The organism is Lysobacter sp. 05T417, assembly GCF_056396405.1.
Genome location: NZ_JBFTLK010000003.1, coordinates 1 through 20,762, shown reverse-complemented (window position 1 = coordinate 20,762; position 20,762 = coordinate 1). Strand labels below are relative to the sequence as shown.

Sequence of the window (20,762 nt, the reverse complement as noted above, 5' to 3'; positions counted from 1 at the left end):
TCCGATGTCGAACCGTTCGCTCACCCTCCCTGCCCGGGCATGCGCCGCGACGGTGCTGGCCGCCGCAGTGTTCCTCGCTGGCTGCCAGAAGCAGGCGCCGGAAGCACAGGCGCCGGCGAAGCCAGAGGCCGCGGCGCCGACTGCCCCGGTCGCGCCGGCAACGCCGGCCGCTCCCTCGGACACGCCCGAGCTGAAGATCGCCACGGTCGACGGCAAGGCTTACGACCTGGCCGCGCATCGCGGCAAGTGGGTCGTGGTGAACTTCTGGGCGACCTGGTGCAAGCCCTGCCTGAAGGAAATGCCGGAACTGTCGGCGCTCGACGCGATGCGCGAGCACATCGAAGTGCTGGGCCTGGCCTACGAAGAAATCGAGCCGGCCGACATGCGCGCCTTCCTGGTCAAGCATCCGGTCGCCTACCCGGTGGCGATCATCGACACCTTTGATCCACCGGCGGCATTCGAAACCCCGCGCGGCCTGCCGATGACCTACCTGATCGGGCCCGACGGCAAGATCGCCGACAAGTTCCTCGGGCCGGTCACCGCGCACGACATCGAGGCGGCGATCGCCAAGGCCGGCGGCCCGCAGGAACAACCCGCGGCCGTCGCGACCAAGTCATGAGCGCGGCACGCTTCATCGTCAGCGGTCGCGTCCAGGGCGTGTTCTTCCGCGCTTCCACGCGCGACCAGGCGCTGGCGCTGGGCCTGCGTGGATTTGCCAGGAACCTGCCCGACGGTCGCGTCGAAGTGCTTGCCGCCGGCGACGACGTGGCCCTCGACCGTCTCGCTGCGTGGTTGCGCCAGGGCCCGGCGACCGCGCACGTGGACGATCTCGAACGTCTGGCGGCGCTGGATCAGGAAGCCGGCGAGGACTTTGTTGTCACCTGACCCGTAGACCGGGCAGCGCAGGACGCTAGCCTTTCAGCGTGCGGATCGGCTCGATCACGCCGAACTTCTCTTTCTTCGCCTTGCCATGCAGCGGCTCGAACACGATCGGCTCCTCGCTCACGCGTGTATCGGGCAGTCGGTCGAGCAGGTCGCGCATCAGCGTCAGCCGGCCGCGCTTCTGGTCGTTGAAGTCGACCAGCGTCCACGGTGCGTGCTTGCTGTGCGTCGCGGCGAGCATCGCCTCGCGCGCGCGCGTGTAGTCGTCGTAATGCTTGCGCGCCTCGAAATCGATCGGTGACAACTTCCAGCGCTTGAGCGGGTCGTCGAGGCGCTCGAGGAAGCGCTGCTCCTGTTCGTCCTGGTCGCAGCACAGCCAGTACTTGAACAGCAGGATGCCGTCGTCCACCAGCAGCTTTTCGAAGGTCGGTGTCTGCCGCAGGAATGCCTTGACCTGCGCGTCGCTGGCGAACCCCATCACCTGTTCGACGCCGGCGCGGTTGTACCAGCTGCGATCGAACAGGGCGATCTCGCCGGCCGCGGGCAGGTAGGGCACGTAGCGCTGGAAGTACCACTGCGCGCTTTCGCGTTCGCTCGGCTTGGGCAGCGCGACGACCTGGCACTGGCGCGGGTTGAGATGTTCGGAGATGGCGCTGATCGCGCCGCCCTTGCCGGCGGTGTCGCGGCCTTCGAACAGCACCACCAGGCGCCGCCCTTCGTGCTTGAGCCAGCGCGCCATGTTGGCCAGCTCGATCTGCAGCGGTTCAAGCAGGGCGTCGTATTGCTTGCGCTTGAGGTCGGCCATTACTTGCTCCTGCGTCGCTTGCTGCCGGTGTCGGCCATGCTGCGCGCCACTTCGAGCAGCGCGCCCTGCTGGCGCGTGGACAGGGCGCGGTAGGCGTTGAGCAGGGCGTGCTCGCCCTGGGTGCGTGCCGGATCGAGGGTGCTGGCCAGTTCGGCGAGCAGCGCGCCGGCCGGTACGCCGAACGCGCGCGCCAGTGCGTCGAGCTGCTCCTTGCCGGGCATCTTGTCGCCGCGCAGCCAGGCGCTGACGGTGGCCACGCCCGCGCGCGGGATGGCGGTGGCGATGTCGGCCGCGCTCAGGCCGCGGGCCCGGGCGAGCAGTTGCAGGGTGGTGTCCAACGGCATGATCAGGCTCCGGTGGTCCAGTGGCGTGGTTGTATCGGCTCAGCGCTCTTTGAGGCGCGGACGCAGTGTGGCCAGGTTGCACGGCCGGGTGCGTGCGTCGAGTTGGTGGCGGATGATCTTTTCCCAGGCGGTGCGGCAGGCCGACGTGGATCCGGGCAGTGCGAACACGAATGTGCCGTTGGCGAGGCCGGCGAAGGCGCGTGACTGCACGGTGGAGGTGCCGATCTCGTCGAAGCTGATCGCGCGGAAGAGTTCGCCGAAGCCCGGCATCTGTTTGTCGAGCAGCGGCAGCAGTGCTTCTGGCGTGGAGTCGCGGCCGGTGAAGCCGGTGCCGCCGGTGACGAGGATGCCGTCAATGCTGTCATCGGCGATCCATTGCGATACCACGGCGCGCATGCGGTAGCGGTCGTCGGGGAGCAGTTGGCGGTCGGCCAGGCGGTGGCCGTCGGCAGTCAGCGATTGCACGAGGTAATCGCCGGAGCTGTCTTCGGCCAGGGTGCGTGTGTCCGATACGGTCAGGACGCACAGGTTGAGGGGGATCAGGTCGCGTTCGGCAGTCATGGCGGCGAGCCTAACCGATCGTTGGTGTGGTCGCAGTGCAGGTTTGGGCGCGCGTTGGTGCTGGGGTTTGTCGGGTGTTTGGGCGCTTGGGCGCTTGGGCGCTTTGGGGCTTGGGTGGTCGGCCTTCGGAGGGGCGCCGGCCGCTGGGCTGGGATTGCTCCGCCCCTTAGGCGGACTCCTGTCCGATGCGGGGCGCGGGCCATCCATGGCCCGCTGCGGAGCAATCCCAGCCCAGCGACCGGCGCTCGGCGCGTCGAGGCCCGGTCTTCGTTTGCTGCGGACCGCGGACCTGAGGACCTACGGAGTTGCGGACCTGCGGAGTTGGTGTAGTCCGTGCGGGTCAGCGGCGCGCCATGGCGCGCACGGCAGTGGCGAAATCGATTGCGAATCCGTGCATGTCGAACAGGCCGCTGCTGGTTCGTTTCTGCGCCAGCTCTTGCCTGAGTGCGGTCAGTGTCGGTGGGTTACGTCCCAGTAATACGGCGCGCGCGACGAATGCAGCATCGTCGGCGACGTTCATGTCGTCCATGCCCAGGTAATGATTGAGGCTGCCGGCGACGCGCGCGGCAAATGTTTCGCCTGGGCGCGTCAGCACCGGGCAACCAGCCCACAGTGCGTCGGATGCGGTGGTGTGGGCGTTGTAGGGTTCGGTGTCGAGGAAGAGGTCGGCGTGCTGGAGTCGCGCCATGTAGTCGGCGTGCGGTTGCTTGGGCATGAACACCAGCCGGGCCGGGTCGATTGCGTTGCTGCGTGCGAATTCAGCCAGGCGTGTGTCGGCCAGGCCGGGGCCGGACAGCAGCCACAGCACGCTGCCGGGGACCTCGCGCAGCACCGCCAGTGCGCGCGTCATGCTGCGCGGGTTGAGCTTGTAGCTGTTGTTGAAACAGCAGAACACCACGCCTTCGCCGTTGTCGCCGCGTTCGGGCAGTCCGCACTGTGCGCGCGAGGGTGGCGGCGGGATCGCGCGGGTCGTGTCCGAGGGTTGGAAGCAGCGCGGCAGCCAGGTCACGGTTTCGCTGAAATCCCCGGCCATCGTCTCCAGCAGTACGAAGCGGTCAGCCAGCACGCAGTCGATCCAGGGGGCGCCCGACGTGCCCGGGTAGGCAAGCCAGTTCACCTGCACCGGTGCCGGACGCATCGCCAGCACTTCCGGTGCACCGCCGCCGCCCCAGCCGCGCAGGTCGAACAGGACCTCGATGGCGGCATCGCGGATCGCCAGTGCCACCTGCGCGTGCGGACGCATCGATACGTCGTGCAGCGTGTGTGCTGCGGCGTGCAGCCGCTTCCGGATCGGGCTGCCGTCGTCGCGGTTGAGCGCGAACAGATGCACTTCCAGATCGGCCTGCGCCTTGAGCTGTTCGAACATCGCCGCCGTCAGCAGGCCGGTCGGGTGGGCGCCGAAGCCGTTCGACAGGAAGCCCACGCGTATCGGCGCACCGGTGGCCACCGGCTGCGCTGGCGGCAGGGGTCGTACCGCGGCCGCCACGATGCCCGCGCGCAGGCGCGCGCAGCGCAGTTGTTCCTGTGCGCTGACGTCTTCGCTGAGGAAGGCGAACGGTTCCACCGATGCGCGTCCGTCGTTGACCGCGCCGCGTACCTGGCGCGAAAGCGCGTCCAGGTCGCGCCAGTCGCAAAGCTTTCGTCGCCATGCCAGCAGGTAGGCGGCCAGTTGCGGTTCGTCCGGGGCCAGGTCGTGCGCACGCGCGTAGGCCTGCGATGCCGCCTCGGCTTCGCCGGTGTCCTCCAGTGCGTGGCCCAGCCAGACGGCGATGCCGGGATGGTCGGGTGCGTTGGCGGCGGCGGCGCGGAGGCTGGCGACCGCTTCGCCGCGCTGACCCTGCATCCACTGCGCGCGGCCCAGTCGCGCCAGCGCTTCCGGGTGGCCGGGCTGAAGGGTCAGTGCGCGGCGCGCCGCGGTTGCGCCCGCAGCTGCATCGCCGCGGTCGAGTTCGTGTTCGGCCAGCACGATCCAGGCATAGGCGTCGCCGGGGTTGCGCTCGAGCGAGCGGCGCAACTCGATGCGCGGGTCGTTGTGCACGGCCTCAGGCCAGGGCGAGGTGATAGCGCAGCGTGTCGTCGTAGCGACGCCAGCCAGTGGATTCGTACAGGGCCTGGGCGTGGCCGTTGTCGGGCGTGGTCTCAAGTTCCAGGCGGATCGCACCGGCGTCGCGGGCGAACATCGCCGCGGCGGTCAGCAGCGCCTGTGCCACGCCCTGGCGCCGCGCGCTCGCGGCGACATACAGATCGTTGAGCACCCACACCCGCGCCGCGCGCACCGACGAGAACGTCGGGTAAAGCTGGGTGAAGCCGGCCGCGCCGTCGTCGTTCACCGCAAGCCAGATCACGGACTCGTCGTGCTCGATGCGTTCGCGCAGGAATTGCCGGGCCAGCGCCAGGTCCGATGGCTGCTCGTAGAAGCCGCGGTAGGCATCGAACAGCGGTGCGAGCTGGTCGAGGTCGCTCAGCGTGGCGGGCGTGATCTCCAGGGGCATGGCGGTTCCGATGGCACGGGGTGGAGCCGATTGTAGCGACGCCAGGGGAGGCGCGGCTCAGGCATCGAGCGTCAGGCGCGCCAGTTCGTCGGCCTGGTGTTCGTGCTGCAGACGGCCGAGCAGTTCTTCCATGTCGCCCTCGATGACATTGGGCAGGTCATACAGCGTGAGCCCTTCGACGCGATGGTCGGTGATGCGGCCCTGCGGGAAGTTGTAGGTGCGGATGCGCTGGCTGCGATCGCCGCTGCCGACCTGCAGCTTGCGGATCGACGCCTGCGCTGCGGCGGCCTTGGCCGCCTGCGCTTCGGCCAGGATCGCGGCCAGGCGCTTCATCGCCTTGTCGCGGTTGGCGTGCTGGCTGCGCTCGGTCTGGCTTTCCACGACCACGCCGCTGGGCACGTGGGTGATGCGGATCGCCGACTCGGTCTTGTTGACGTGCTGGCCGCCGGCGCCGCTGGAGCGGAAGGTGTCGACCTTCAGGTCGACCGGGTTGATCTCGATCGGTTCACCCTCGGCCTCGACCGGAATGATCGCCACCGTCGCCGCCGAGGTGTGGATGCGGCCCTGCGATTCGGTCGCCGGCACGCGCTGCACGCGGTGCGTGCCCGATTCGAACTTCAGGCGCGAATAGGCGCCGCGCCCTTCCACGCGCGCGATCACTTCCTTGAAGCCGCCGTGCTCGCCGGCGCTGCTGGATTCGATCTCGACCTTCCAGCCCTGCCGCTCGGCATAGCGCGCGTACATGCGGAACAGGTCGCCGGCGAAGATCGCCGCTTCGTCGCCGCCGGTGCCGGCGCGAACCTCGAGGTAGATGTCGCCTTCGTCGCGCGGATCCCTGGGCACCAGGTGCGCGAGCAGTTCGACATCGAGCTGCTGCAGGCGCGCATTGGCCGCGGCGATTTCCTCCTGCGCCAGTTCGCTCAGTTCGGGGTCGTCGCGCATGCCCTCGGCTGCCGCCAGGTCGCGCCTGGCCTGTGCTTCGGCGGCCAGTGCATGGGCCACCGGTTCGAGCTGGGCGAATTCGCGCGACAGCTTGCGGAAGCGATCGGCATCGCCGATCACGCCGGGGTCCGACAGCAGGCGCTCGAGTTCTTCGCGGCGTTCGGCGAGGGCTTCGAGCTTGCGACGCAGGGTAGGGGTCATGGGCGAACCGGGTGTGGACTGGGTGGGGAACGCGTGCTGCGGTCGCCACGGTCGCTAGGCTTCGCGCTGTTCGCCCTGGTCCACTCCGGGTTCGCTTTCGGGAAACAGCTTCTCCGCTGCCCGCGCCAGTTCGGCGTTGCCGGTCAGCGCCGCCTCGCGCAGCGCCACGGTCGGCGCATGCAACAGGCGGTTGGTGAGGGTGTGGGCGAGGAAGTTCAGCACTTCCTGCGGATCCTGGCCCGCCGCGAGCTGCTGCTGCGCCTTGGCCAGCACATCGGCCCGGGCCGATTCGCCGTGCGCGCGCAGGCGCTTGAGCGGCGCGGTGCGGGTGCTGGCGGCGAGGGTTTCGGTGAAGCGCGCGACCTGCATTTCGACGATCGCTTCGGCCTCGGTGGCCGCTTCGCGGCGGCCGCGCCGGTTGTCCTCGATCGCCCGCTCCAGGTCGTCGACGGTGTAGAGGAACACATCCTTGAGCTCGGCGACGTCGGCGCCGATGTCGCGCGGCACGGCCAGGTCGAGCAGCAGCATCGGCCGGTGCCGGCGCGTCGCCAGCGCAGCGGAGACCTGGGCCTTGCGCAATATCGGCTCGCGGCTGGCGGTGGCGGAAATCACCACGTCCGCCTCGCCCAGGTGCTTGTCCAGTTCGCTCAGCGGCAGGGCGACGCCGCCGTGGCGGGTGGCCAGTTCCTGCGCATGGGCCAGGGTGCGGTTGGCGATCAGCAGGCGCTTGGCGCGCGCCTGCACCAGGTGGCGCGCGGCCAGTTCGATGGTTTCGCCGGCGCCGATCAGCAGCACGGTCGAGTCCTCGAGACGGGCGAACGATTCCTGCGCCAGGCGCACCGCGGCCGAGGCCACCGATACCGGGTTGGCGCCAATGCGGGTGTCGGTGCGCGCCCGCTTGGCGGTGGTGAAGGCATGCTGGAACAGGCGGTCGAGCTGGCTGCCAAGACTGCCGGCGCTGCGCGCGCTGGCCCAGGCATCCTTCACCTGGCCCAGTATCTGCGGTTCGCCCAGCACCAGCGAGTCGAGCCCGGTGGCAACGCGGAACAGATGGCGCACGGCCTCGGCATCGCGATGGCGGTAGAGGTAGGCATGCAGGTCGCCGACCTCGTCCGGGTGCGTGGCCAGCCAGTCGGCCAGGGCCTGGCCGTCGTCGTCCGCCACCGCATACAGTTCGGTGCGGTTGCAGGTCGACAACAGGGCGACTTCGCTGACCTGGGGCAGGGCCCGCAGCGCCTCGAGTGCTGCCGGCACCGAGTCGGCCGAAAACGCGACGCGCTCGCGCAGGCTGACCGGCGCGGTCTGGTGATTGATGCCTAGTACGTAAAAACTCATTTCAACGCGCCGGACTGCGCCGACTGGGGCCTCTTCCGTTCAGGTGCTTGCGATAAGCTGCTGGCTACCGCGGAGGCCGACATTCTACCGGCCCCGTCCCGTCCTGGTTGCCTTGCAGGCTTGATCGATGCCCGTTGCCTTGCGCACGCTCTGTTTCATCCTTGTCGCCACGCTGGCGACCGCACCGCTCTCCGCGGCCGAACACGCCGCACGGGCCAAACCGGGCAAGGCCGCCACGGTCGCCGACCCCACCAGCGTTTCGCTGGAGCCCTTGCTGGCAGGCGAGTTCGCCCTCCAGTCCGGGCGCCTGGACGAAGCCGCCAAGTCCTATCTCGACGCCGCCCGCGCCGCCGAGGATGTCGCCCTGGCCGAGCGCGCCACCCGGATCGCCCTTCTGGCCAAGGACGACAAGCGTGCCGCCGAGGCCCTGGAGCTGTGGCGCAAGCAGGGTGGCGACGGCCTCAACCTGGCCGCAGCCGAGGCGGTCCTGGCGATCCGCCGCGGCGACGAACGCGCCGCCCGCAAGTACCTGACCCAATTGCTGGCCGCCCCGGGCGACAGCGGCTGGCGCCAGGCGCTGGGCGTGCTCAGTGGCGGGTCCCGCGACCCGAAGCAGTCCGCGCGCCTGCTCGAGCGCCTGGTCAAGGACGACGCGATCCCCAACAAACTGCCGGCGTGGCTGGCATTCGGCGGGCTGGCGCAGGGGCTGGAACAGCCCGAGCTGGTCGAGCGCATCGTCGCCGAAGTGGTCGAACGCTTCCCCGGCGAGGCGCGGGTCGGCCTGCTGCGCGCGAGCCAGTTGCGCGAGGCGGGCAAGGAAGACGAGGCGCGCAAGCTGCTGGCATCGCTGGCCGACCAGGCCGGCAAGGACGCCGAGCTGCGACGCGCGATCGCCGACGAGTACCACCGCCTGGGCGATTACCAGGCCGCCGAAGCCGTGCTGGCCAGGGGGCCGCAGGACGACCAGACCTACGCCCTGCGCGCCGCGCTGCTGGCGCAGAGCGAAGACAAGCAATCGCTGACCCGGCTCTACGAAGAACTGCGCTCGTCTGCCGCCGAGCCGGTTCCGCAGCGTCGCCTCCTGCTGGGCCAGATGGCCGAATTCCTCGACCGTTTCGACGAAGCGCTGGAGTGGTACCGCGGCGTTCCCGGTGGCGAGCAGCGCTGGGCGGCGCGACTGCGCAGCGCCAACGTGCTGCACGAACTCAAGCGCGATGCCGAAGCCTACAAGCTCCTGCGCGAACTGCAGTCCGATGCTGCGGCCGATGACGAATCCCGCCGTGACGCCTATCTGCTCGAGGCGTCGCTGCACGAGAAGGACAAGGACCAGCCGGGCGAGCTCGACGCCTACGCGCGCGGCCTGGCCGCCTTCCCGGACGACCCGGAAATCCTCTACGCCCGCGCCCTGGGCTGGGAACGCCACGACGATGTCCCGCGCGCCGAAGCCGACCTGCGCAAGATCCTGGTGGCCGAGCCGGACAATGTTGCCGCGCTCAACGCGCTTGGCTACACCCTGGCCGACCGCACCACGCGCTACCAGGAAGCGCTGCAGCTGATCGAGCGCGCACGCACCGCCGAGCCCGACAATCCCGCCATCGTCGACAGCTACGGCTGGGTGCTCTACCGCCTCGGCCGCAACGAAGAGGCTATCGTCGAGCTGCGCCGCGCCCTGACCCTGCAGAAGGACGCCGAGATCGCCGCCCACCTGGCCGAAGTGCTTTGGGTGACCGGGCGCAAGGATGAAGCGCGCAAGTACTTCGATCAGTCGCGCAAGATCGACCCTGACAACCGCTCGCTGGCGCGTGCGCTGGAGAAGACCGGAGCATGAAGGTCCGGACCGCGTTTGCCGTGGCCGCTCTGGCCAGGGTGATGTTGACCGCCGTGCTGTCGCTCGGCGTCCTGTCCGGCTGCGCGTCGACAACCACTCGCGCCCCCGCCGTGCCCGTCGACACCGCCCAGGCGCACGCCAACGACCAGCGCCGTGGCGAGGTCCGCGACTGGACGCTGTCGGGCCGCATCGCCGTCTCCAACGGCAAGCAGGGCGGCAGCGGTCGCATCGACTGGCAGGAGCAGCAGGGTCGGTACGACATTTCCCTGAGCGCCCCGGTCACGCGCCAGAGCTGGCGCCTCAGCGGCGATGGCGGCGGTGCGCGCCTGGAAGGCGTCGAAGGCGGAACCCGCGAGAGCGCGGACGTCGAGTCCATGCTGCAGGCGACCACCGGCTGGGACGTGCCCGTGCGCGCGCTTTCGGACTGGGTGCGCGGAATCGGCGCCACCTCGGCTGGATACGGTCCGGCGAGCATCGAGTACGGCGCCGGCAACCTGCCGTCGCGCCTGCAGCAGGGCGGCTGGACGATCGAATACCAGCAGTGGCAGCCGGCTGCCGACGGCCCGGTCCTGCCGACCCGTCTGGTCGCCACGCGCGGCCAGGCGAAGGTTCGGCTGATCGTTGACCAGTGGTCGCTCGGCGCCGGCAAATGAGTTCCGGCGCGTCCGACGCGGGCCCTGTCCCGGGCCCCGGATCGAGCTGGTCGCTGTGGCCGGCCCCGGCCAAGCTGAATCTCTTCCTGCGTATCACCGGCCGCCGCGACGACGGCTACCACCTGCTCCAGACCGTGTTCCGGCTGCTGGATTGGGGCGACTCGATCCGGCTGCGGACCCGCGAAGACGGCCAGATCCGTCGCCACGGCTCCAGCGCGCCCGGCGTCGCCGAGGCCGACGACCTCACCGTTCGCGCGGCTAAACTGCTGCAAAGTGAGTCTAACGTCGCGCTTGGTGTCGACATCATCGTCGAAAAGCGCATTCCGTCCGGCGGCGGTTTTGGCGGCGGTTCGTCGGATGCGGCGACCGTGCTCGTGGCGCTGGACGCGCTCTGGGGCGCCGGCCTGGCTGAAGAACGGCTCGCGGCACTGGCCCTGCGGTTGGGCGCCGACGTGCCGGTTTTCGTTCGCGGCCACAATGCCTGGGCCGAAGGGGTGGGGGAGCAGCTCGCCCCGATCGATTTGCCACCCGCCTGGTACGTCCTGGCCGACCCCGGCGTGCACGCGCCGACTGCCGCGTTATTCCGTGCCCCTGAATTGACGCGTGATGCCGCGCCCGCGACAATAGCGGACTTCGTTTCGGGTGTGCCGCTCGGGAATGCGTTCGAGCCGGTATTGCGCGTGCGCGAACCCGCCGTAGAGGCGGTGTTTGCAGCACTTTCGCAGATCGGTTCGCCGCGCCTGACCGGGTCTGGCAGCGGCTGTTTCGTCGAATTCGCATCACGCGATGACGCCGAGGCGGCCCTGGTGGCACTACCGCCGGGTCTTCGGGCCTGGCTGGCGACGGGAGCCTCGCGCTCGCCGCTGCTGGAAGCCCGAAGCAGGTGGGAAGGAGCGGGGAGCGAGTAACAGCCACACCAGGCTCCGGCTCATTCCTGCTTCTGTCCGCTGGTACCTCATGCAGGGGCGTCGCCAAGAGGCCCAAGGCACCAGGTTTTGATCCTGGCATTCGTAGGTTCGAATCCTACCGCCCCTGCCAATCATCGCGGCTCCGTTTCGGCGGATCGCAGCCCCATTACCGCCCACGGTCAGAGCGAAGCGGAGAGCACTGTGCAAAACGATCGGAACCTGCTGATTTTCAGCGGCAATGCCAACCGCCCGCTCGCCGACGCGGTGTGCAAGGAGCTCGGCATCCGTCTGGGCAAGGCCCTCGTCAGCCGTTTCTCGGACGGCGAGGTGCAGGTCGAGATCGAAGAGAACGTGCGCCGGCAGGAAGTGTTCGTGATCCAGCCGACGAACGCGCCGACGGCCGAGAACTTCATGGAACTGCTGGTGCTGGTGGACGCGCTCAAGCGCGCCTCGGTGACCAGCGTGACCGCAGTGGTGCCGTACTTCGGCTACGCCCGCCAGGATCGCCGCCCGCGCTCCTCGCGCGTGCCGATCACGGCCAAGGTGGCGGCCAAGATGTTCAGCGCGGTCGGTACCGATCGCGTGTTGACGGTCGACCTGCACGCCGACCAGATCCAGGGCTTTTTCGACATCCCGGTCGACAACGTCTACGCCTCGCCGCTGCTGCTCGCCGACATCTGGCGCGCGCACGGCACCGACAACATGGTGGTGGTATCGCCTGACGTCGGCGGCGTGGTCCGCGCCCGCGCGATCGCCAAGCGCCTCGACGACGCCGACCTGGCGATCATCGACAAGCGCCGCCCGCGCGCCAACGTGTCGACGGTGATGAACATCATCGGTGACGTCGAAGGCAAGACCTGCGTTCTCGTCGACGACATCGTCGATACCGCGGGCACGTTGTGCGCTGCCGCCGCTGCGTTGAAGCAGCGCGGCGCGGTCAAGGTCGCCGCCTACTGCACCCACCCGGTGCTGTCGGGCGCGGCGATCGACAACGTGACCAAGTCGCAGCTCGACGAGCTGGTGGTGACCGACACCATCCGCCTGTCGGAAGCGGCCAGGGCCTGCAACAAGATCCGCCAGCTCAGCGTTGCCGAGCTGCTGGCTGAAACGATCCGCCGCGTTGCCTTCGGCGAATCGGTCAGCTCGTTGTACGTCGACTGAGCCGTCGGCCAAGAATTCGCGGCGACGGCTCCGGTCGTTGCCGCAAACGCCGCTCACCTGGTCGCGGGTGAGCGTTCATCCCCGTCGCGAGACGGGTTCATTGCAGTAAAAGTGAGTAATCCAAATGTCTGAACACATCCTCAAGGCCACTGGCCGCAGCGTCGAAGGGAAGGGTGCGAGCCGCCGTCTTCGTCATGCCGCCAGCATCCCGGCCATCGTCTACGGTGGCACTGCCGCGCCGCAGCCCGTCCAGCTCGACCACGAGAAGACCTGGCTCGCCCAGCAGAACGAGTGGTTCTACTCCTCGATCCTGACCCTCGAGATCGACGGCAAGGCCGAGCCGGTCCTGCTGCGTGACATGCAGCGCCATCCGTTCAAGCAGATCATCATGCACCTGGACTTCCAGCGCGTTGACCTGAACCAGGCGCTGAAGGCTGCCGTGCCGCTGCACTTCCTCAACCAGGACAGCTCGCCGGCCGGCAAGGCCGCCGACGTGGTCATCACCCACGAGCTCAACGAAGTCACCGTCAGCTGCCTGCCCAAGGACCTGCCGGAGTTCATCGAAGTCGACCTGGCCAAGCTGGCCGTCGGCGACGTCGTGCACCTGTCGGACATCAAGCTGCCCAAGGGCGTCGAGCTGCCGGAACTGAAGCTGGGCAAGGAACACGACGTTGCCGTCGTGATGGCCAAGCACGGTCGCGTCGAAACCGAGGAAACCTCGGAAGAGGCACCGGCCGAAGTGCCGGCGACCAAGGCCGCCAAGAAGGACGAGAAGTAATCACGTCCCGTGCGCCTGCCCGCATCCGCGGGCAGGCCACTGCGTGAGACTCTCTGATGGCTGCCGGTTTGCGCCTCATTGTCGGCCTGGGAAATCCCGGCGCCGAACACCTCCGGACCCGGCACAACGCCGGGTTCTGGTTTGTGGACGCCCTGGCTTCACGCCTGGGCGCCCGCTTTGGTCTGGAATCCAAGCTGTTCGGCGAGACCTGCAAGGTCGACATCGCCGGCCAGCCGGTCTGGCTGCTCAAGCCGGCCACCTTCATGAACCTGTCCGGCAAGTCGGTCACCGCGGCCCTGCGCTACTGGAAGATCGAGCCGGAGCAGATGCTGGTCGCTCACGATGAGCTCGACCTGGACGCCGGCGTCGCCCGCATCAAGTTCGACGGCGGCCATGGCGGCCAGAACGGCCTGCGCGACATCAGCCAGCTGCTCGGCCACGGCAAGTACCATCGCCTGCGTGTCGGCATTGGCCACCCCGGCCATAAGGATCGCGTCACGTCCTGGGTGCTCGGCCGTCCCGGCAGCGCCGACGAGGCGATGATCCTGCGCGCCATCGAAGACGCCCAGGATGTGTTGCCGCTGGCGGTCAGCGGCGATTTCAACGAGGCCATGAAGCGGCTGCACACGCCGCAGGCCTGAGTTCCACCCCCATTCTTGATGCCGGCCGCGCCGGCATCGCAACAGAGCGAGTACAGCGTCATGGGCATCAAATGCGGCATCGTCGGCCTGCCTAACGTCGGCAAGTCGACCCTCTTCAATGCCCTGACCAAGGCCGGCATTGCGGCGGCCAACTTCCCGTTCTGCACCATCGAACCCAACGTCGGCGTGGTGCCGGTGCCCGATCCGCGCCTGATCGCGCTGTCGGGCATCGTCAAGCCGCAGAAGTGCATCCCGACCGCGGTCGAGTTCGTCGACATTGCCGGCCTGGTTGCCGGCGCCGCCAGCGGCGAAGGCCTGGGCAACAAGTTCCTGGCCCACATCCGCGAGGTCGACGCGATCACCCACGTGGTGCGCTGCTTCGAGAACCCGGACGTCATCCACGTCAACAACAAGGTCGACCCGATCGCCGATATCGAAACGATCGATACCGAGCTGGCCCTGGCCGACCTGGAATCGGTGGAAAAGGCCCTGCAGCGCGCCGAGCGCACGGCCAAGACCGGTGACAAGGACGCCAAGATCCGCGTCGAAGTGCTCGGCCGCGTCCGCGCCGGTCTGGATTCTGGCAAGCCGGCGCGCGCGCTGGGCCTGTCGGAAGACGACCGCCTGCAGGTGCGCGACCTGTTTCTGCTGACGCTCAAGCCGGTCATGTACGTCGCCAACGTCCTCGAGGACGGTTTCCACGACAACCCGCACCTGGACGCGGTGCGCGAGCGCGCAGTGGGCGAGGGCGCCGAGGTGGTGCCGGTGTGCGCGGCCATCGAGGAAGAGCTCAGCCAGCTCGAGGACGCCGACCGCGACGCCTTCCTGACCGACCTCGGCCTCGACGAGCCGGGCCTGAACCGCGTCATCCGCGCCGCCTACAAGCTGCTGGGCCTGCAGACCTACTTCACCGCCGGCGTGAAGGAAGTCCGCGCGTGGACGGTCAAGGGCGGCTCGACCGCGCCGCAGGCCGCCGCGGTGATCCATACCGACTTCGAGAAGGGCTTCATCCGCGCCGAAACCATCGCCTATGACGACTACATCAAGTACAAGGGCGAATCCGGCGCCCGCGATGCCGGCCGCCTGCGCCTGGAAGGCAAGGAATACCGCGTCCAGGAAGGCGACGTGCTGCATTTCCGCTTCAACGTCTGAATCGACGCAGTACTCCGCCAGCGCGGGGTGACGCGCAAAAGAAAATGCCCCGCCGAAGCGGGGCATTTTTTCTTCCGGTTTTTTCCGGCGCGGTACGGTCAGCCGCCGCCGAACTTGTACGTCATCTGCAGATAATAACTGCGACCCAGCGAATCGAACCACGACACGTCGTAGTAGGGATACGCGGTATAGGTCGGATCGACCGGCGGATTATCGTCGAGCAGATTGTCGATGGTCAGCGTGACGCTGAAACGATCGGTGGCGCGATAACCGACCGTGGCGTTGTACCACCAGGTCGAATCGACCCAGGCCGGGCCGGTCGAGTCCCCGCTCCACACGCCGTCGTAGTTGTCAGAGCTGGGCAGGCTGCCGATGTAGTTGCCGAACAACGACGCCGACCACCGGCTCTTCTCCCACGCCAGGCCGACGTTGGCCTTGTTGCGCGGCACGTCGTAACCGGCGTTGAGCACGAACTCGTCGATGACCGGATCGCCCGGGAACTGCTGGATCGTGTGGTCGTTGACCCAGGTGTAATTGGCCGAGGCCGTCCACGTGCCGATCGAGGTCTGCCAGCGGTAGTGGGCACTGGCGTCGACGCCGTCGGTGTCCTCGCGGGCGATGTTGATCGGGTTGACGTAGATGCCGTACAGATCGTCGTTGGACAGGCGGGTGACGCGCGAGATCGCATCCACGCAGGTCGGCGAATTCTGGTCCACGGCGGCACCCGTGATCGTCGTGCCGATGCGGCAATCGGCTTCATCCGACAGGATCGCCTGCACCGACATGTCCTGCACCTGGTCGCGCATCTGGATGTTCCAGTAATCCAGTGTGAAATCCAGGCCCGCCAGCGGCGACCACACCATGCCCGCGGTCCAGGCCGTGCTGGTCTCGGGGTCGAGGTCGCGGTTGCCCTCGCGGGTGCGGATCAGGCCTTCGCTGTCGAAGCGGCAGTCGTCGATCCCGCCTTCCTCGGTGCGGCAGCGGTAGAAGTCGGTGCCGCTGGTCTCGTCGTTGCCGATCTGTGCGTAGACGTAGTGCAGGTCGGCGGCGCGGAACGCGGTGCCGTAGGAGCCGCGCACCAGCAGGCTGTCGACCGGTCGCCACTCCAGGCCGGCGCTATAGGTGAACTTGCCCGGGTCCTTGTCCGAATAGCGGTACTGGTCGTAACGGCCTGCCAGGCTGACGTTGAGGCTGTCGAGCACGGGCATGCGCAGTTCCGACGCCAGCGCCCAGCGGTTGCGCGTGCCTTCGCCACCGGAGTCCTTCCAGCTGAAGTAGTAGAACTCCTGCGCCAGCGGATCGGGATTGAGGTTGTAGCCCTGGTTGCCGAATTCCAGCACGCTGGCGAAGCCGGCCGCGCCACCCTTCATGTCGAACAGGTCGGCATTGGTGACGGTGAATGCGAGCGTGTCGGTGCGCGATTCGGGGTGGTAGACCGAGCGCGCCGAGATGGCTTCGTACTGCTCGCGTGTCAGCGGCTTGTAGAAGTTGGCCGGGTCGGCATTGAAGACCGCGTAGCCGTAATCGTCATAGCCCTGCTGCGGCCCAAGGATCATCTCGTTGGCCTTGGCCGCGACGATCTGCTCCCAGCTGATCCGGGCCTTGTACTGCGAATGGCTCAGCGAGGCTTCCCAGTCCCAGTTCTGGGCGAAGGTGCCCTTGATGCCGGTCGTCACGCCGAGCGTCTTCTGCGTGGTCTCGACCATGCCGCTGCGCAGGCCGCCCATTTCTTCCGGCGTGAACTGGCGATACCAGTTCTCGTACTCGCCGGTGAAGGCGTTGTAGAAGCCGCCGGTTTCATTGCCGTCGACGTCCTGGAAGTTCCACTGGGTCACGTCACGGAACAGCTTGACCTCGTGGTAGCCGGCCTGCACGTCGGCGAACCACTCCAGGCCGTCGCCGAACTGGTAGCTCATCGAGCCCCACAGGTTGACGCCCTTGCGCTCGCTGATGATCGTGCCGTAGCCGATCGACTCGGCGCTGCCGCAGTAGTAGCCGAAGCCGTAATCGTCGATTGCATCGTCGAAGGGGCCGTACTTGGGCCGCGCGCCGTACACGGTGGTGCCGCCATTGAGATGCGACAGGCTGTCGCAGGTGGCCTGGCCCGGATCGATGTACGGGTAACCGTTGAAGCCCGAGCGCAGGAAGGTTCGGCGCGGGATGCGCAGGTCCGGATCGGGGTTGTCCAGCGATGAGTCCTGGATCTTGCGGTCGTAGGCCCACAGCGGATCCTGGTCGGTCAGTTCGATGCTGCCGATCGCCGAGAAGCCGCCGCTTTCGAAACCGCTGGTGATGCTGAGCCGGTTCGAACGCGCGCCGCCGTCCTCGGTATCGCCGTAGCGATAATCGATGGTGGTCCCGTCGGCATGCTTCTTGAGGATGAAGTTGACCACGCCGGCGATGGCGTCGGAGCCGTACACCGCCGACGCACTGCCGGTCAGCACTTCGATGCGATCGATCATGCCCAGCGGAATGCCGGAGATGTCGGTGAAGTTGCTGCGGCCCTTGTAGGGCATCGGGAAGTCGGCGATGCGGCGGCCGTTGACCAGCACCAGCGTGTGATTGGGACCGAGGCCACGCAGGTCCACCTGCTGTGCGCCCGGGGAGAAATCGGCGCCGCTCGAAGACTGCTGGCTCTGCGTTTCGCCACCATTTTGCGTCAGCGACTTGAGCACGTCGGGCACGCTGGTGAATCCGGCGGCCTTGATCTCTTCGGCGGTGATCACCGAAATCGGCGCCGGGCCTTCAATCTGCGAACGCGCGATGCGCGAACCGGTGACGACGACGGTTTCGATATTCTGCGCATCATCCGTTGGCGATTGGCTCGCCTGGCTGGTGCTCGTCTGCGCCACTGCGCCCGTCGATGCAAGCGCCAGAATCAGCGCATTGATCGAACTGGCCAACATCTTCTTCTGCATCTGCCTCTCCCCATTGCGTGGTGGATATTCAGGTGCGACGCCCCCTGGCGGACCACGCGTGCAAGCGCAGCCAATGCCGAATCTGCTTGGTACTGGTATTTCGCCCCTGCCTGCATCCTATTATGTCGGGGGGGTATTTGCGCAGTGACTTTCGGGATAGCCTGAAACTGTCCGCATGCGCATTGCGCACAAACGGTCGCCTGCCACTTTTATAGCCATTTGATAATCATGGAGCCTGGGATGCGCTTGAGCCTGCGTCTGATGTTTCTGTTTTGCGGCGTGCTGCTGATGGCGGCGCAGCCTTCCATCGCATGGAGTCCTAGCGCTCCCGCCAAACTCGGCAAAGGTTATGTCGCCTATGAAATCGGCGACGCCACGGCGGCCACGCCCGGCAAGGTGCAGCCCGGCCTGATGCTGGTCGGCGGTGGCGACTGGCCGGTCGATGCGTTCCGCTGGATGGCGCAGCGCGCAGGCAATGGCCATCTGGTGATCCTGCGTGCGTCCGGCGATACCGAGGCGCAGGACGAGTGGTTCCACGACGTAGGCGGTATTACTTCGGCGCGCACCTTCGTCTTCAGGGACCGCGCTGCAGCGAGCGACCCGGAAGTGCTGGCAGCGGTACGCAGCGCCGACGGTATATTCCTCGCCGGCGGCGACCAGTCCAATTACGTGCGCTACTGGAAGGGCACGCCTCTGAATGAAGCCATCGACGCCCACGTGCGCCAGGGCAAGCCGATCGGCGGCACCAGCGCCGGCCTGGCCATCCTGGGCGCCTACGCCTACGGGGCCATGGATGGCGGCAGCATCGACTCGGCCACGGCGATGGGCCAGCCGCTGGGGCCGGAAGTCACCCTGGTCGAGGGGTTCCTGCACATGCCCTACCTGGAGCGGGTGATCACCGACAGTCACTTCGGCAAGCGCGAGCGCCTGGGTCGCCTGATTGCCTTCGTCGCCAACCTGCGGCAGGGCGGACACGCCGATGTCGTCGGCCTGGGCGTGGACGAGCAGACCGCCGTCTGCATCGATGGCGAGGGCAGGGCGCGGGTGTTCAGCGCCAATGGCGGCAGCGCCTGGCTGGTCCAGCCCGAGGGGGCGCCAAAGCGCGCCCGGACCGGGAAATCGCTGGACTACCGCGCGGTCAAGGTCACCGGCGTGGGCGTCGACAGCACCCTGACGTTCCCCGCGCTGGCGGTCGAACGGCCCTCGTTCGAGCGGCTGGCGCAGGTCGTCGACGGCAAGCTCGACGTCCGCGATGTCGCCGGATCGGGCGTTGCCGGCAACCCGGGCGACCGCGCACGCTAGACCACCCACCCGGCGGCCTTTCGCTGTCGCCGGGACTTATCCGCAACGCAGCCGTCGCCTTGGCGGCGGCGCCTTCCACACTTCGAGGCTCGTCCATGTCCCTTCTGCGCCCTCTGTCCGCCGCCCTGGCAATTGCCCTTGGTTTTTGCGCGTTTTCTGCCGCGGCGGCCGGGACAACCGGCACCGTCCTGGTCATTCACGGTGGCGCCGGGGTCGAGCGCAGCGGCATGACCCCGGAGAGCGAGGCCAGGGCCCGCGCGGCCCTCGAGCGCGCCCTGCGCAAGGGTCACGAGGCGTTGAAGGCGGGCAAGCCGGCGCTCGACGCGGTCACCGCCGCGATCACCGTGCTGGAGGACGATCCCGAATTCAACGCAGGCAAGGGGGCGGTGTTCAACCATGACGGCAAGAATGAGCTCGACGCATCCCTGATGGACGGCAAGACCCTGGCCGCCGGCGCGGTGGCCGGCGTCCACCGCGTCCGCAACCCGATCCTGCTGGCCCGGGCCGTGATGGAGCATTCCGAGCACGTGATGATGGTTGGCGACGGGGCCGAAGCCTTTGCCGCCGAGCAGGGCATCGAACTGGTCGATCCGGCCTATTTCCGCACCGAAAAGCGCTGGCAACAGCTGCAGAAGGCCCTCCGCGAGGAGGCCGCCAAGCAGGCTTCCACCGACCTGGAGACGGCCAGGCACTTCGGCACGGTCGGCGCCCTGGCCCGCGATTCCCAGGGGTACCTGGCCGCGGGCACCTCCACCGGCGGCATGACCAACAAGCGCTACGGGCGGGTAGGCGACTCGCCGATCATCGGTGCCGGCACCTACGCCAACGCGCATTGCGCGGTATCAGGCACTGGCTGGGGCGAGTACTACATCCGCGTGTCCGCCGCCCGCGAGATCTGCGCGCGCATGGAATACCTGCACGAATCGGCGCAGCAGGCCGGCGCGGCCGTCATCAACAAGGAAATCCCGGCCATGGGCGGCGACGGCGGTGCGATTGTGCTGGGCGCCGACGGCGCGGTGGCCATGCCGTTCAACACCGAGGGCATGTTCCGGGGCTGGATCGGCGACGACGGTGTTGCGCACGTGGCGATCTATTCAGGCGACGCCCTGGAGATGCCCAGGGCCGCGCCGGCACGCTGAGCGATGGATTGCGCGCCAGATGGCACGGCGATTGCCGTCTTCTCACTTTGACGATCAATCCCCGTTGACATGCCGCGCAACCGTCGTCAAAATTGCTGGCTCTTCACCCCTCGCAGCGTATTTGCGGTGGGTGGCCGAACGGAGGGATACCCAAGCGGCCAACGGGGGCAGACTGTAAATCTGCTGGCTTACGCCTTCGGTGGTTCGAATCCACCTCCCTCCACCAGCTTCATCCGGTCGCAAGGTCGGCAGTAAACCCAGTTCCAACCGGTGGCGTTACCAACCGCCGGCGCAGTACCCAAGCAGGTAGGTTCCGGCGCGGGAGTAGTTCAACGGTAGAACCTCAGCCTTCCAAGCTGATGGTGCGGGTTCGATTCCCGTCTCCCGCTCCATTGAACGCCGCGACGTCCCATCTGCTAGGCACAATCTGCTCACGTAGCTCAGTCGGTAGAGCACCTCCTTGGTAAGGAGGAGGTCGAAGGTTCGATTCCTTTCGTGAGCACCACAATCCAAGCGATCCACCAACGCACACCGTCCTAAGCGAGAGTCGACTGTCATGGCCAAGGGTAAGTTTGAGCGCACCAAGCCGCAYGTGAACGTGGGCACGATCGGTCACGTCGACCACGGCAAGACCACGCTGACGGCGGCACTGACGAAGGTGGGCGCGGAGCGTTTCGGTGGCGAGTTCAAGGCGTACGACGCGATCGACGCAGCGCCGGA

General features: G+C 67.7%; 20 protein-coding genes and 4 tRNA genes. 16 read left to right on the top strand and 8 right to left on the bottom strand.

Annotated features, from left to right (window positions below):
• Positions 1–4 precede the first annotated feature (4 nt).
• Both AC1DER_RS06050 and AC1DER_RS06045 read left to right on the top strand, forming a co-directional pair.
• Entirely contained in the window at positions 5–619 is a 615-nt protein-coding gene (locus tag AC1DER_RS06050) for a TlpA family protein disulfide reductase (protein ID WP_477247694.1), read from the top strand.
• On the top strand, positions 616–885 hold the full coding sequence (locus AC1DER_RS06045) for an acylphosphatase (protein ID WP_441817699.1): 270 nt from the start codon (positions 616–618) through the stop codon (positions 883–885). The genes AC1DER_RS06050 and AC1DER_RS06045 overlap by 4 nt, the downstream gene beginning before the upstream one ends.
• Before the next feature lie 25 nt (positions 886–910).
• Here the strand turns inward: AC1DER_RS06045 and ppk2 are convergent, their stop codons facing one another.
• The 7 genes from ppk2 to hemA all read right to left on the bottom strand — a co-directional run bounded on the left by ppk2 (position 911) and on the right by hemA (position 7,562).
• Positions 911–1,687 (bottom strand): polyphosphate kinase 2, encoded by a 777-nt coding sequence (gene ppk2, locus AC1DER_RS06040; protein ID WP_477247692.1) that lies wholly within the window; start codon positions 1,685–1,687, stop codon positions 911–913.
• On the bottom strand, positions 1,687–2,031 hold the full coding sequence (locus AC1DER_RS06035) for a helix-turn-helix domain-containing protein (RefSeq protein ID WP_441817697.1): 345 nt from the start codon (positions 2,029–2,031) through the stop codon (positions 1,687–1,689). Before AC1DER_RS06035 ends, ppk2 begins: the two co-directional genes overlap by 1 nt.
• A 39-nt stretch (positions 2,032–2,070) precedes the next feature.
• Entirely contained in the window at positions 2,071–2,592 is a 522-nt protein-coding gene (gene moaB / locus AC1DER_RS06030) for a molybdenum cofactor biosynthesis protein B (RefSeq protein ID WP_477247690.1), read from the bottom strand.
• 340 nt (positions 2,593–2,932) lie between these two features.
• On the bottom strand, positions 2,933–4,630 hold the full coding sequence (locus AC1DER_RS06025) for an O-linked N-acetylglucosamine transferase, SPINDLY family protein (protein WP_477247688.1): 1,698 nt from the start codon (positions 4,628–4,630) through the stop codon (positions 2,933–2,935).
• Between the two features lie 4 nt (positions 4,631–4,634).
• Positions 4,635–5,084, bottom strand: coding sequence for an N-acetyltransferase family protein (locus AC1DER_RS06020; RefSeq protein ID WP_477247686.1), 450 nt, complete (start codon positions 5,082–5,084; stop codon positions 4,635–4,637).
• Positions 5,085–5,141: 57 nt separating this feature from the next.
• The gene (prfA, locus tag AC1DER_RS06015) at positions 5,142–6,227 is read right to left on the bottom strand and encodes a peptide chain release factor 1 (RefSeq protein ID WP_477247684.1); all 1,086 of its coding nucleotides are present in this window, start codon (positions 6,225–6,227) and stop codon (positions 5,142–5,144) included.
• Between the two features lie 54 nt (positions 6,228–6,281).
• Entirely contained in the window at positions 6,282–7,562 is a 1,281-nt protein-coding gene (gene hemA, locus AC1DER_RS06010) for a glutamyl-tRNA reductase (RefSeq protein ID WP_477247682.1), read from the bottom strand.
• 127 nt (positions 7,563–7,689) lie between these two features.
• Between hemA and AC1DER_RS06005 the strand changes: the two genes are divergently transcribed.
• The 8 genes from AC1DER_RS06005 (at position 7,690) to ychF (ending at position 14,683) form a co-directional block, all read left to right on the top strand.
• Positions 7,690–9,390 (top strand): tetratricopeptide repeat protein, encoded by a 1,701-nt coding sequence (locus tag AC1DER_RS06005; RefSeq protein ID WP_477247680.1) that lies wholly within the window; start codon positions 7,690–7,692, stop codon positions 9,388–9,390.
• Positions 9,387–10,043 (top strand): lipoprotein insertase outer membrane protein LolB, encoded by a 657-nt coding sequence (gene lolB / locus AC1DER_RS06000; RefSeq protein WP_477247678.1) that lies wholly within the window; start codon positions 9,387–9,389, stop codon positions 10,041–10,043. The genes AC1DER_RS06005 and lolB overlap by 4 nt, the downstream gene beginning before the upstream one ends.
• Positions 10,040–10,951, top strand: coding sequence for a 4-(cytidine 5'-diphospho)-2-C-methyl-D-erythritol kinase (gene ispE, locus AC1DER_RS05995; protein WP_477247676.1), 912 nt, complete (start codon positions 10,040–10,042; stop codon positions 10,949–10,951). The genes lolB and ispE overlap by 4 nt, the downstream gene beginning before the upstream one ends.
• 53 nt (positions 10,952–11,004) lie before the next feature.
• Positions 11,005–11,081, top strand: a tRNA-Gln gene (locus AC1DER_RS05990).
• 71 nt (positions 11,082–11,152) lie between these two features.
• Positions 11,153–12,112 carry a ribose-phosphate diphosphokinase gene (locus AC1DER_RS05985; protein WP_441817688.1) on the top strand — a complete coding sequence of 320 codons (960 nt, stop codon included), beginning with the start codon at positions 11,153–11,155 and terminating at the stop codon, positions 12,110–12,112.
• A 124-nt stretch (positions 12,113–12,236) separates the two neighbouring features.
• On the top strand, positions 12,237–12,890 hold the full coding sequence (locus tag AC1DER_RS05980) for a 50S ribosomal protein L25/general stress protein Ctc (protein ID WP_477247674.1): 654 nt from the start codon (positions 12,237–12,239) through the stop codon (positions 12,888–12,890).
• Between the two features lie 56 nt (positions 12,891–12,946).
• Positions 12,947–13,531 carry an aminoacyl-tRNA hydrolase gene (gene pth, locus AC1DER_RS05975; RefSeq protein ID WP_477247672.1) on the top strand — a complete coding sequence of 195 codons (585 nt, stop codon included), beginning with the start codon at positions 12,947–12,949 and terminating at the stop codon, positions 13,529–13,531.
• Between the two features lie 60 nt (positions 13,532–13,591).
• On the top strand, positions 13,592–14,683 hold the full coding sequence (gene ychF / locus AC1DER_RS05970) for a redox-regulated ATPase YchF (RefSeq protein WP_477247746.1): 1,092 nt from the start codon (positions 13,592–13,594) through the stop codon (positions 14,681–14,683).
• Between the two features lie 98 nt (positions 14,684–14,781).
• Here ychF and AC1DER_RS05965 read toward each other — a convergent pair whose 3' ends face one another.
• Positions 14,782–17,601 carry a TonB-dependent receptor plug domain-containing protein gene (locus tag AC1DER_RS05965; RefSeq protein ID WP_477247670.1) on the bottom strand — a complete coding sequence of 940 codons (2,820 nt, stop codon included), beginning with the start codon at positions 17,599–17,601 and terminating at the stop codon, positions 14,782–14,784.
• Between the two features lie 261 nt (positions 17,602–17,862).
• Between AC1DER_RS05965 and AC1DER_RS05960 the strand changes: the two genes are divergently transcribed.
• From AC1DER_RS05960 to AC1DER_RS05935, 6 genes are all read left to right on the top strand, one after another.
• The gene (locus AC1DER_RS05960; protein ID WP_477247668.1) at positions 17,863–18,903 is read left to right on the top strand and encodes a cyanophycinase; all 1,041 of its coding nucleotides are present in this window, start codon (positions 17,863–17,865) and stop codon (positions 18,901–18,903) included.
• A gap of 95 nt (positions 18,904–18,998) precedes the next feature.
• Complete coding sequence (locus tag AC1DER_RS05955; protein ID WP_477247744.1) at positions 18,999–20,042, top strand: isoaspartyl peptidase/L-asparaginase family protein; 1,044 nt, start codon at positions 18,999–19,001, stop codon at positions 20,040–20,042.
• A gap of 140 nt (positions 20,043–20,182) precedes the next feature.
• Positions 20,183–20,268, top strand: a tRNA-Tyr gene (locus tag AC1DER_RS05950).
• Positions 20,269–20,360: 92 nt separating this feature from the next.
• Positions 20,361–20,434: transfer RNA gene (locus AC1DER_RS05945), tRNA-Gly, on the top strand.
• Between the two features lie 37 nt (positions 20,435–20,471).
• Positions 20,472–20,547: transfer RNA gene (locus tag AC1DER_RS05940), tRNA-Thr, on the top strand.
• A 51-nt stretch (positions 20,548–20,598) separates the two neighbouring features.
• A partial coding sequence (locus AC1DER_RS05935; RefSeq protein ID WP_441817727.1) for a GTP-binding protein occupies positions 20,599–20,762 on the top strand: 164 nt, incomplete at its 3' end.